This is a genomic window from Alcanivorax sp. HI0083 (assembly GCF_001635175.1).
Genome location: NZ_LWFX01000700.1, coordinates 1 through 10,594, shown reverse-complemented (window position 1 = coordinate 10,594; position 10,594 = coordinate 1). Strand labels below are relative to the sequence as shown.

Below are 10,594 nucleotides of genomic sequence, written 5' to 3'. Positions count from 1 at the left end.
ATAACAACAAGGAAAGTACATTTAGATTGTACGATCGTCTCAATTAACCTGTGGGCAGCGATATATCGACAGCTCTATATCCACAACAACAGGCTTATTGAGGAATCGCCATGCTGCTGCGCCAACCGGTTTTCGAGATCCCGTTCTTTCCCCGTGCTTTGGGTGCTATCGCCTTGAGTACCGCCTTGCTGGTGTCAGGGTGTGGTGGGGGTGGCAGCAGTGATGCGCCCGCCGCCAGTAGCCCGGCGCAGGAAGCAGAGCGGGAGGTGGCGGAGCCGCAAGCGCCGGCGGACGAATCCCCTGACAACCCGGCTACCGAGCCAGATGGCCCGCGCAAGGTCATTTTCGTGGGCAATAACTGGGAAGGCATGGTCGATGTGATTGATGCCAGCACCTACAAGCGACTGGGGCGCATCAATGGCATACCGGACCAGACCGAGCGGGAGAAGGCAATTGCCATGAACCCACTGGATCTGGTGTTCTTTCAGGGGATTCGCGTGCTCATTGGCGAAGGTCATCACCAGTACGTGGATGATATGTACAGCTCCAATGACGGCCGCCTGCTGATCGTCTCCCGCCCCAGCTATGCGGATGTGGCCGCCATTGATATTGCCACCGGTGAGGTGGTCTGGCGTTTTGAGGTGGACGGTTACCGTTCCGATCACATGGCGTTGTCCCCGGATGGCACCCAGGTGGCCGTGTCCGCCTCCACCGGCAACGTGGTCCATATTCTCGATGTGGAAACCGGTGAAGAGCAGGGCAAGTTCCCGTCCGGTGACTCGCCCCATGAAAATATCTACTCCGAGGAAGGCAAGCGCATTTATCACGCCAGTATCGGTACCGTGTACACCCCGTTGGACAGCGAGCTGCTGGGCGGCGTCACCGATGCCCTGCTTGGCAAGAACCTGCTGGATGCGACCAAGGGGGAGCGGGTGTTTCAGGTAGTGGATGCCGACAGCCTGGAAATTATTAAAACGCTGGATCTGGAAGCCGATCTGGAGGCCGCGGGTTATGGCAACCTGAGCACCGCAGTGCGGCCCATGGCGCACACGGCAGATGAGCGTTATTTCTACTTCCAGCTGTCTTTTCTGCACGGCTTTATCGAGTACGACATGGAAGAGCAGAAAGTGTTGCGTCTGGCCGAGCTACCGGACCTGACCGGCCCGCTGGTGACCCGGGAAACGTATGTGAACGATTCCGCCCACCACGGCATCGCCTTGAGTGCAGACGACAGCACCTTCTGTGTGGCCGGCACCATGAGCGACTATGTGGCGCTGGTGGACCGTGACGATTTCTCCTACGAACTGAAAACCGGTATTGGCGAAAAACCGTATTGGGTGACCACCAGCAAGGACGGTGACCACTGCTATGTGTCCTGGAGTGGCACCGACCAGATGTCAGTCTTCAACTATACCAGCGGCCAGGAAGTGGCCCGGGTGGATGTGGGCGATCACCCGCAGCGAATCCGTGAGGGCAGTGTGCCGCAAGACTGGGTAGAGGATCAGGGGTCCCTGTTTCTGCCTTGAAGTACGCCAGACGCCTAATGCCGGAGGCCTGACGCTGAGAACCCGACCGCCTTTCCCTGTGTCTGGCTTTCGGCGTCGTGTCTCCGGCGTTTTTCCTTGTCAATTCCTCCCTCTGCCACCACACTTCGCCCTGACACGGCAGGCGCTTGCGGCACCTGTGCATTTCTCTGTTGTCAGGAGTTTTCCCAACCATGCGAATCCTGCATACCATGCTGCGTGTGGGCGATCTTGAGGCGTCCGTCACTTTCTATACCCAGGTGCTGGGGATGACCGAATTGCGTCGCAAGGACTACCCGGAAGGGCGCTTTACCAATGTTTTTGTGGGCTACCAGCCGGAATCGGAAGGCGCGGTGCTGGAGTTGACCTGTAACTGGGACCAGTCATCCTATGATCTGGGCGACGGCTATGGCCATGTGGCTCTGGCCGTGGACGACGTGTACGCTGCTTGTGAGCGTATTCGTGAAAGAGGCGGGCGTATCACCCGCGAACCGGGCCCCATGAAGCATGGCACCACGGTGCTGGCCTTTGCTCAAGACCCGGATGGTTACAAAATCGAATTGCTGGGACGCGATTGATGGCAACAAAGGATTTGCAGGCGGGCAACAAGGTGATCGTTGGTTGGCGTGAGTGGGCCCAGTTGCCCGGGTTGGGCATCGACGCCATCAAGATGAAGGTGGATACCGGTGCCCGCACGTCCGCGTTGCACGCCTATCAGGTGGAAACCTTTGAGCGTGACGGGGCCGAGTGGGTGCGTTTTTGTATTCACCCGATTCAGGATCAGGATACCGTTCGTGAATGCGAAGCCCCGGTGCTGGATCGCCGTGTGGTCACCGACTCCGGTGGTCACAAGGAAGAGCGTCCGGTGATTCGCACGGAGATTGCATTGGGCGGGCGCTGTTGGCCCATCGAGATCACCCTCACCGACCGTGAAAACATGAAATTCCGCATGCTGCTGGGACGAACCGCCATGGACCTGATTACCGTGGACCCGACAGCGTCATTCCTCCTTGGCGGCACAAAAGAGCAACCATGAAAATTGCGATTCTTTCCCGAAACAAGCGCCTGTACTCCACGCGACGCATGGTCGAAGCCGGCGAAGCAGCGGGCCATGAAATGCATGTGATCGACACCCTGCGCTGTTACATGAGCATGGTGGCTCACAAGCCGGAAATTCACTACAAGGGTGAAGTGCTGGAAGGGTTTGATGCGGTGATTCCCCGTATTGGCGCCTCGATTACCCAGTACGGTACGGCGGTGGTGCGTCAGTTCGAAATGATGGGCGTTTTTCCGATCAATGAATCGGTGGCCATCTCCCGGTCCCGTGACAAACTGCGTTCATTGCAGCTGCTCTCGCGCAAAGGCGTTGGGTTGCCCATCACCGGGTTTGCCCACTCGCCGGATGACATCCCTGACCTGATCAACATGGTTCGCGGTGCACCGCTGGTGATCAAGATGCTGGAAGGCACCCAGGGCATCGGCGTGGTGCTGGCGGAAACCCGCAAGGCCGCGGAGTCGGTAATCGAAGCCTTTATGGGCCTGAACGTGTCGGTGATGGTGCAGGAATACATCAAGGAAGCCGGCGGCGCGGATATTCGTTGTTTTGTGGTGGGCGGCAAGGTTATTGCGGCCATGAAACGCCAGGCCGCGCCGGGCGAGTTCCGCTCCAACCTGCACCGGGGTGGCAGTGCCAGCCTGATCCGCATCACCCCGGAAGAGCGCGCCACCGCTGTGCGAGCCGCGCGTATCATGGGGTTGAATGTGGCGGGGGTGGATATTCTGCGTTCGCACCATGGTCCGGTGGTGATGGAAGTGAATTCCTCTCCAGGCCTGGAAGGGATTGAGATGGCCACCAACAAGGATGTGGCTGGCATGATCATCAAATTCATCGAAAAGGATGCCCGTCCCTACCGGACACAAACCAAAGGTTCCAAGGGATAAGGCTGTTTATGGTAGGAGCACCTCTTGAGGTGCGAACGGCCTGAAGCGAGTGACGAGTTTCGAGTTGCGAAAGCCGAACAAAATCATGGTTTTCTGTGTTCGTCACTCGTGATAGGGAAGGCTGTCGGCAACGTGGTCAGAAAAGAATGAAAAATCCAAAAGAACCGAAAAACGCTCCCTTTGAAATTGATGGCATCACCGTCCAGCCCGGCTCCCGTGCGAAAGTGGAATTGCCGTTGGCTCAGCTTTATACCCAGACCCCGCTGAATGTGCCTATTCACGTGATCCACGGTCGCAAGCCGGGGCCGGTGTTCATGGTCAGCGCGGCTATCCATGGTGATGAGCTGAACGGCGTGGAAATCATCCGCCGCCTGTTACGCCATTCTGCCCTGAAAAACCTCAGCGGCACCCTGTTGGCGGTGCCGGTGGTGAATGTGTTTGGCTTTATCCATAAATCCCGCTATTTGCCGGACCGTCGGGACCTGAACCGCTGTTTCCCGGGCTCGGAAACCGGCAGCCTGGGTGCGCGCATGGCCTGGCAGTTCAAGACCCAGGTGCTGGACCGTGCCACCCACGCGGTGGACCTGCACACCGGCGCCATTCACCGCGATAATCTGCCACAGATTCGAGCCAACCTGTCCAACGACGATACCAGCGCCATGGCCAACGCCTTTGGCGTGCCCGTGGTGATCAACTCGGTGCTGGGCGAAGGCACGCTGCGTGAAGTGGCGGAAGCCCAGGGCATTCCGGTTATCACTTACGAAGCCGGCGAGGCGCTGCGTTTTGACGAGTCCTGCATTCGTGCTGGCGTCAAAGGCGTGCTCAACGTGATGCATCATCTGGGTATGACCGGTTCTCGCCGCACCAAGGCACCCGCCGAGCCCTACATCGCCCGCTCCTCCAGCTGGGTTCGTGCCGAGCGTGATGGTGTCTTCCTGTCCCTGGTGGCCCTGGGTGCCTGGATCAAGAAAGGGGATTTGATCGGCCGTATCTCCAGCCCCTTTGGCGGCGATGATATCAATATCCACGCCCCTGCCGCCGGCATTCTGGTGGGCCGTAACAACCTGCCCCTGGTCAACGAAGGCGAAGCCCTCTACCACATCGCCCGTTTCGAGGAGGTGGGGGAAGTGGCGCAATCCCTGGAAGAGTTCACCCACGATATCGAGGAAGGGCCGACCCTGTCGGGGGAGCCGCCGATCGTATAATTCGGCTCGCGCCTGTGGCCACTCAGGCCAGGCGTCATGCAAACGCGCGCTGGCGGCTTGATTAGGCGGGGGGGATCTCTTCCCCTTATGCTTTTTTGTGCTTCTCTTATTACGCATTCCCGGGCCGACCTGTCGCTTATCCTTTGTTATACTCCGCCGCTCACGGACCCCCCTCGTTGATTGAGCATATGGAGTAAATTGATGGTCTCTTTGGTCAAGCCGCACGGTGCGGACGCATTGAACCCCCTGTACGTCGCCGATGAAGCCGCGCGCGTTGCCTTGCAGCATGAAGCGGAATCACTGCCTTCAGTGGTGATCAGCTCGGCAGCTGCCGCCAATGCGGTGATGATGGGGGCCGGTTATTTCACCCCGCTGTCCGGCTACATGAACAAGGCGGATATGCTGTCCGTGGCGGAAAACCTGACCACTGCCGATGGCCTGTTCTGGCCGGTGCCGATCGTCAATATGCTGAAGGATGTCAGCGCTATTGAAGGCGCCAAGCGCATTGCCCTGCGTGACCCCAATGTGGACGGCCAGCCGGTAATTGCGGTGATGGACGTGGCGGCCATCGAAGAAGCCACTGATGCAGAACTGGAAGCGGTGGCCGAGCAGGTCTTCGCCACCACCGACAAGCAGCACCCGGGCGTGGCCAACTTCCTGGCCGCCGGCAATTTTATTGTGTCTGGCGACATCCAGGTCCTGAACTACTCCTACTTTGCTGACGACTTCCCGGATACCTTCCGCACGGCGGTGTCCATCCGTAATGAATTCGTTGAGCGTGGCTGGAACAATGTGGTTGCCTTCCAGACCCGTAACCCCATGCACCGCGCCCACGAAGAACTGTGCCGCATGGCCCAGGAAGCGCTGAACGCCGACGGTATCCTGATTCACATGCTGCTGGGTAAACTGAAGCCGGGTGATATTCCTGCCGACGTGCGCGATGCCTCCATCCGCAAGATGGTGGAAGTGTACTTCCCGCCCAATAGCGTGATGATTACCGGTTACGGCTTTGACATGCTGTATGCCGGCCCCCGTGAAGCGGTACTGCACGCGGTATTCCGTCAGAACTGTGGTTGCAGCCACTTGATCGTGGGCCGTGACCACGCCGGTGTGGGCGATTACTACGGTGCCTTCGACGCACAAACCATTTTCCAGGAAAAAGTGCCGGCAGGCGCCCTGGAGATCAAGATCTTCGAAGCGGACCACACCGCCTACTCCAAGAAGCTCGATCGCGTGGTGATGATGCGTGATGTGCCGGATCACACCAAGGAAGACTTTGTGCTGCTGTCAGGCACCAAGGTCCGTGAGATGCTGGGTCAGGGGATTGCCCCGCCGCCGGAATTCTCCCGTCCTGAAGTGGCGCAGATCCTGATGGATTACTACCAGGCGCTGGACGCCGACAAGTAATCAGGGCTGACCTGAGCACGTTCGCTCAGTAGGCATCAGAAAGAAAAAAGCCTCTTTTAAGAGGCTTTTTTTGTTTCTCGCGGATAAGAGTGAATAACGCGCTACTCGCTGTCTGAAGGGTTTATCGCGAATGCCTGGCACTTAGCCAAACGCTCGATGCCGGATGCCTGACGTAACCCCCCATAGCCTGAGCGGCTGTCGTGGTGGCGGGGATTTCAGGACCATCACGAAGGTAGTAACTGGGTAATGCATGTTGCACAGAGAACGTGGAGGCCAAGTGTTCAGGTTTTTAATGCAGGCGTCAGTCGTCGGGCATCCGGCGTCCAACGCTTGCCAGGACGGGATAATGGGACAAGTTCTGAAGCCGGCTGATCACTCAATTCCGCGATAACCCCTATTCATTGCCGGCGGACGTTACTGCTGGGCAGCCTGCCCGGTGCACTGAAAAGTCGCGTTCACAGTCCAGCCGATACAGTCACCGTCCTGGGTTTCATTGCTGCAGGTCTGGCTGGGTTTGCCACTGGGAATCGCGCCGTTATACCCCCAGCCCTGACATTGCGCGCTGGCTTTTTGCAGGCCTTGTTGCCAGTCCATCTGTGGGTTCTGCATCAGGTTATAGTCGGTGGCCAGAGTCACGGTGCCTTCATTCTGGTTTCCGTCAGCAACCCGGATCGGGGAGGCGGCGGTCACGCAGGCGACCAGGGACGCGGCGGCAAGCACGGTCAGAAAGCGAATGAACATGGTTGGCTCCAGTCAGTGGGTGAGCAGTATCCACAAAGCCTACAGGCTGGTCTGAAGGACTCAAGCGACAATCTGTAAAGAAAGCAAAAAATTATGGTGATGGCGCTGCCGGGGCCGAATTGCTTTCTATCCAGTGGCGACGGTTCCGGTCCGGCTGTTCCCAGTGGAGGTTTTTCACTTCATGCATGGGCGTCATGGGGCTATGGAAGAACATCACCAGCCGCAGGCCATCGGTAATAAAGGGATCGCCGGTGAGGTTATGGCCGGGGCTGTCGATGTGCTTGGCTTCCATGGCGCTTACATATCCGAACTCGGCCAGCCGTTGTGAAAAAATCATGTCCTGAAGCAGATAGTCCCGGGCCTCATCCACATCCGGGTCGATTTTGTGGGTGGTCAGGGTGGGGGACTTGAAGGTAAAGCGTACGCCGATATCCCGACTGATCTGTCCCAGCCAGACCGGTTCGCCGTCGCACAATAGTGGCGCCCGCCAGAGGCGCAGGTGATTGCGTTGGTGAATGTTGCCACGGGCTTTTTGCAGCGCCATATCCTGGGGGCGATCCAGGGCATAGAGGGAGCTCACCGGGGAGTAACGGTAGCTGGAACCCATCAGGAAGGATTTGGTGGTTTTCCAGATCGAGCCACCATGGATGCGCTCGGTCAGGTCCCAGCCCCGTTGCACCATGGCGCTGAGCAGCAACTGGCTGTCGCCGACCAGGACAAAATTGATCGGGTCGCCGCTGGCACTGCTGTCGTCGTTGTGGGTGCAGCAGGGCTGCTCTGCTAGCCAGGCGCGCAGGCCATCGCGATCCACGTGCTGGTGCTCCTGTTCGTTATTCAGGGTGGTGAGGTCGACTTTTTCCACATCCAGTTTGATGCCCGGCACGTCGATGATGAATGACGATTGCCAGCTTTTTCCGCCGCCGAGCAGGTCCACATTGACGACCTTGACGCCAAGATCGCGGTTGGTGAATACAAAGCCGCTGGTGCGCTTACCGGTTGGCAGGTTGATGGGCATGGCACGGGAAACGAACATGCGGTCCACGGCTTTTTCATCTTCCTTGCCGAACTTTCCTTTCACTTTCCAGGCCACTTCCAGTGGCGAAAAATATTGTTGGTCGGTGGTGACGGGCAGGTAATACAGCGGCGTTCCGGTGTGGTTGTCCACCTCCAGCCAGACGGCCTGAATGCCGTGTATCCCCAGGGCCACGCCAAAGATGTCGTGGGCATCGCTGTCACTGATGACGCTGGCGCGTACGGTCAGCGCTTGTTCCGCATGTTGCGTAGCGCCTTCGCGCAGAGCGTTGTCGTCGACGATGCCGGGTTGAAAACTGCATGCGGCGGTGAAAGTGAAAAGGCTGAATAGCAAAGCGAGCCGTTGCATCATTCCCAAACATCCCCTGAACCCGTGAAGCTTGATGTTAACACTGCCATTGGCGGAATGTTGATGATTAGCACTGAACCCGTACGCCGCTGGGTGTGTGGGGTGATATGCCATTGGGTGAGAGGGAGGGGGAGGAAGCTGAGGAAGGCTGAACGTGGTTGAAGGAGGCCGGCGATGCCGGCCCCTTCAATGGAAGATTAAAGCTTCTTGAGCTTTTTCTTCAGCTTCTTCACAACATTTTCTTGCTTGCTGATCTTGGCTTTACTGTTCTTGATGGCTTTTTTCAGCTTTTTCTTCTGAGACATGGTGTGCTCCGTCGTTTATGTCGAATACAGGTTCTATCGGTTTCAGTCAGTCGCCGGAAGGCGCTTCCTGATTCTTGATAAAGTCGCGAATAAACCGGCGTACTTCCCTTGCTGCACTGGTATCGAGTTCCTCACAGAGCTCGATAAAGCGCACACGCTCTTCGTCGTTGATTCGGACGATAAGCTGGCTGTTTTTCTTTTTGGCTTTGCTTTTTGCCATTGGTCATCACCATGAAAAATTACGCCGCATCGTCGCCGGTTCACGCTCGACTTTCAATGAGGCTATAGGCTATCTTTAAGATAGTCAATGTATATACGTTTTCTCGGCCCTTGTACGGATAGTCCAGGCTGCCTTTCATGGCGACCTTGTCGTCGTCACTGAAGTCGGGGAAGGGCAAAGCCTCATCCTGGCTGCGTTGCACCGTGGCTGTGCTGTCTTCGGTGTTGTTGACCCATTGCTGAACCGGCACCGCCAGGTGGACGCCGTTATCCTCCAGAATTTGCAGGATGCGCAGGTTCAGGTCTTCAGCCACGGCCAGGAATTCGCCATAAGCGCTGCTGTCCACATAACAGTTCAGCGAGATGCGGTAGCCGTCGCGCAGGATTTCCTCGAAACGTACCCGGGCGGCGCGTTCGGTGAGCCGTGGGTGGCTGTAAATCAAGCGCCTCAGGTCGACCAGTAACTGGCGTAGCTGGTCGGTGCTGGCGCCCAGGCGGATATGCAGGTCGCGATGGTAGCGACGGAAATCGGACTCGCTGATGTTTTCGATGCTGGCGCTGGCGAGTACCGCGTTGGGAACGTACACCACGGTGCGGTCCGTCTGGCGAATGCGGGTAGAGCGCAGGCCGATTTCCTCGATGACGCCGGCGGTGGTGCCCACCCGGCAGAAGTCGCCGGGTTGAACGGGTTTGGCAATGTACAGGGTGAAGGCGCCAATCACGTTTTCCAGGGTCTTTTGTGCGGCCAGCGCCACGGCGATGGAGCCGATGCCCAGCCCGGCCAGCACCGTGGTGATGTCGTAGCCGGAGTCGCTGAGCCACAGCAGAAAAATCACCACAGTGGCGATCATTTTCAGGATGGTGCGAACCGGGTGAATGATGCCGGACCAGTACTTCTGGTTCTGGGCACTGCTAAGGAACAGGGCAGAAAGCAGTTCGATAACGCCCAGCGCCAGGAACAGGGTGGCCAGATAGCCCAGGGCGGACTGGTTCAGGTACACCTGGGCGCGGATGGACAGGCCCAGTTCGGCCACGCCCAGCTGCATCATCTTGAAAAACAGGTACCAGCGAAACGGCATGGAGAAGAACTGGTGCAGGGTATCGCGGTAACGGTCCGAGAACTCCAGCAGGCGCAGTGTCAGCCGGCGCAGCAGGGAAGAGGCTAGCCAGGCGCCGATGATGATCAGGGCCAGCCCGGCCACCTGCCAGTTCTGCATATAGAGGACCGTGAAATCCGGCAGATAATCCGCCAGACGGGTAATGGTCGGGTTGTAACCGAACAGCTCCCAGAGATGGGGGATTTGCTGCACTGTGGCGTTGGAAATTTTCCAGATACGACGATCGTCATCGCCGGGTACCCGTTGCAAATAGAGGGTCAGGGTGTCGTCCGGCAGGGTCAGGGTGGCGATCTTGTCCCGGTAGCTGGGCAGGCCGTCATCCCGGTGCCCCTCCGGGTGGGTGGATAACCGGGTCAGGTCGAGAATACGCTGCTGCCCCCAGACAATGTTCAGCTGCTCCATCAAGGTGGCGGCGTCCTTGTCGGCCATGTCTGCGGGCAGGTAGCGCATGTCCAGGTAAGCCCCGGCGGCGTCCCAGTTTCCGTCCTGGGCTGCGTTCATGATGGCCAGCATGGTCGATAGGGGGGGTATCGCCGGGTCGAATGCTGTCATCTTGCAGGGAGTCAGCAATCACCGCTTCGGCTTTCTCCCCTGTATCAATGACATCCTTGATGGTCAGCGAGCTATCGTCCGCGTGGCTCCACGGTGCCAGGAGCAGCAGGCAGGCGATCAGGGGGAGAATTCGGTGCGTCACAGGGTGGATTCCTCAAGGCTGGGGGCTGTTGTGCCAAGGCAAGGCTAGAATGTACCGCTA

10 protein-coding genes are annotated in these 10,594 nt (G+C 58.2%); 6 read left to right on the top strand and 4 right to left on the bottom strand.

The window, feature by feature from the left end; genetic code table 11:
- Nucleotides 1-110: 110 nt before the first annotated feature.
- The 6 genes from A3754_RS06915 (at nucleotide 111) to sat (ending at nucleotide 6,076) form a co-directional block, all read left to right on the top strand.
- Complete coding sequence (locus tag A3754_RS06915; protein ID WP_063519169.1) at nucleotides 111-1,526, top strand: YncE family protein; 1,416 nt, start codon at nucleotides 111-113, stop codon at nucleotides 1,524-1,526.
- 191 nt (nucleotides 1,527-1,717) lie between these two features.
- Nucleotides 1,718-2,101: a lactoylglutathione lyase gene (gene gloA, locus A3754_RS06910; protein WP_063519168.1), complete on the top strand. Its 384-nt coding sequence runs from the start codon at nucleotides 1,718-1,720 to the stop codon at nucleotides 2,099-2,101.
- Complete coding sequence (locus A3754_RS06905; protein WP_063519167.1) at nucleotides 2,101-2,559, top strand: ATP-dependent zinc protease; 459 nt, start codon at nucleotides 2,101-2,103, stop codon at nucleotides 2,557-2,559. The genes gloA and A3754_RS06905 overlap by 1 nt, the downstream gene beginning before the upstream one ends.
- Nucleotides 2,556-3,464, top strand: a complete 909-nt coding sequence (rimK, locus tag A3754_RS06900; RefSeq protein ID WP_007148982.1) for a 30S ribosomal protein S6--L-glutamate ligase — start codon at nucleotides 2,556-2,558, stop codon at nucleotides 3,462-3,464. The genes A3754_RS06905 and rimK overlap by 4 nt, the downstream gene beginning before the upstream one ends.
- A gap of 146 nt (nucleotides 3,465-3,610) precedes the next feature.
- Complete coding sequence (locus A3754_RS06895) at nucleotides 3,611-4,669, top strand: succinylglutamate desuccinylase/aspartoacylase family protein (RefSeq protein WP_063519166.1); 1,059 nt, start codon at nucleotides 3,611-3,613, stop codon at nucleotides 4,667-4,669.
- Nucleotides 4,670-4,870: 201 nt separating this feature from the next.
- Nucleotides 4,871-6,076 carry a sulfate adenylyltransferase gene (sat, locus tag A3754_RS06890; protein ID WP_063519165.1) on the top strand — a complete coding sequence of 402 codons (1,206 nt, stop codon included), beginning with the start codon at nucleotides 4,871-4,873 and terminating at the stop codon, nucleotides 6,074-6,076.
- 414 nt (nucleotides 6,077-6,490) lie between these two features.
- On the opposite strand, the gene yecR is transcribed toward sat, so the two are convergent.
- The 4 genes from yecR to A3754_RS06875 all read right to left on the bottom strand — a co-directional run bounded on the left by yecR (nucleotide 6,491) and on the right by A3754_RS06875 (nucleotide 10,392).
- Complete coding sequence (gene yecR / locus A3754_RS06885) at nucleotides 6,491-6,817, bottom strand: YecR family lipoprotein (RefSeq protein WP_063519164.1); 327 nt, start codon at nucleotides 6,815-6,817, stop codon at nucleotides 6,491-6,493.
- A gap of 91 nt (nucleotides 6,818-6,908) precedes the next feature.
- Nucleotides 6,909-8,201 (bottom strand): LssY C-terminal domain-containing protein, encoded by a 1,293-nt coding sequence (locus A3754_RS06880; protein ID WP_063519163.1) that lies wholly within the window; start codon nucleotides 8,199-8,201, stop codon nucleotides 6,909-6,911.
- A gap of 348 nt (nucleotides 8,202-8,549) precedes the next feature.
- A complete protein-coding gene (locus tag A3754_RS27465) occupies nucleotides 8,550-8,723 on the bottom strand; it encodes a hypothetical protein (protein WP_007150661.1) in 174 nt (57 codons plus the stop codon).
- 40 nt (nucleotides 8,724-8,763) lie between these two features.
- Nucleotides 8,764-10,392, bottom strand: a complete 1,629-nt coding sequence (locus tag A3754_RS06875) for a mechanosensitive ion channel family protein (protein ID WP_082904767.1) — start codon at nucleotides 10,390-10,392, stop codon at nucleotides 8,764-8,766.
- Between the last annotated feature and the right edge of the window lie 202 nt (nucleotides 10,393-10,594).

Coding starts and splice junctions, on each gene's coding strand:
- A3754_RS27465 (WP_007150661.1), bottom strand. CDS start 8,723: ATGGCAAAAAGCAAAGCCAAAAAGAAAAACAGCCAGCTTATCGTCCGA.
- yecR (WP_063519164.1), bottom strand. CDS start 6,817: ATGTTCATTCGCTTTCTGACCGTGCTTGCCGCCGCGTCCCTGGTCGCC.
- A3754_RS06895 (WP_063519166.1), top strand. CDS start 3,611: ATGAAAAATCCAAAAGAACCGAAAAACGCTCCCTTTGAAATTGATGGC.
- A3754_RS06875 (WP_082904767.1), bottom strand. CDS start 10,392: ATGACAGCATTCGACCCGGCGATACCCCCCCTATCGACCATGCTGGCC.
- A3754_RS06905 (WP_063519167.1), top strand. CDS start 2,101: ATGGCAACAAAGGATTTGCAGGCGGGCAACAAGGTGATCGTTGGTTGG.
- rimK (WP_007148982.1), top strand. CDS start 2,556: ATGAAAATTGCGATTCTTTCCCGAAACAAGCGCCTGTACTCCACGCGA.
- sat (WP_063519165.1), top strand. CDS start 4,871: ATGGTCTCTTTGGTCAAGCCGCACGGTGCGGACGCATTGAACCCCCTG.
- gloA (WP_063519168.1), top strand. CDS start 1,718: ATGCGAATCCTGCATACCATGCTGCGTGTGGGCGATCTTGAGGCGTCC.
- A3754_RS06880 (WP_063519163.1), bottom strand. CDS start 8,201: ATGATGCAACGGCTCGCTTTGCTATTCAGCCTTTTCACTTTCACCGCC.
- A3754_RS06915 (WP_063519169.1), top strand. CDS start 111: ATGCTGCTGCGCCAACCGGTTTTCGAGATCCCGTTCTTTCCCCGTGCT.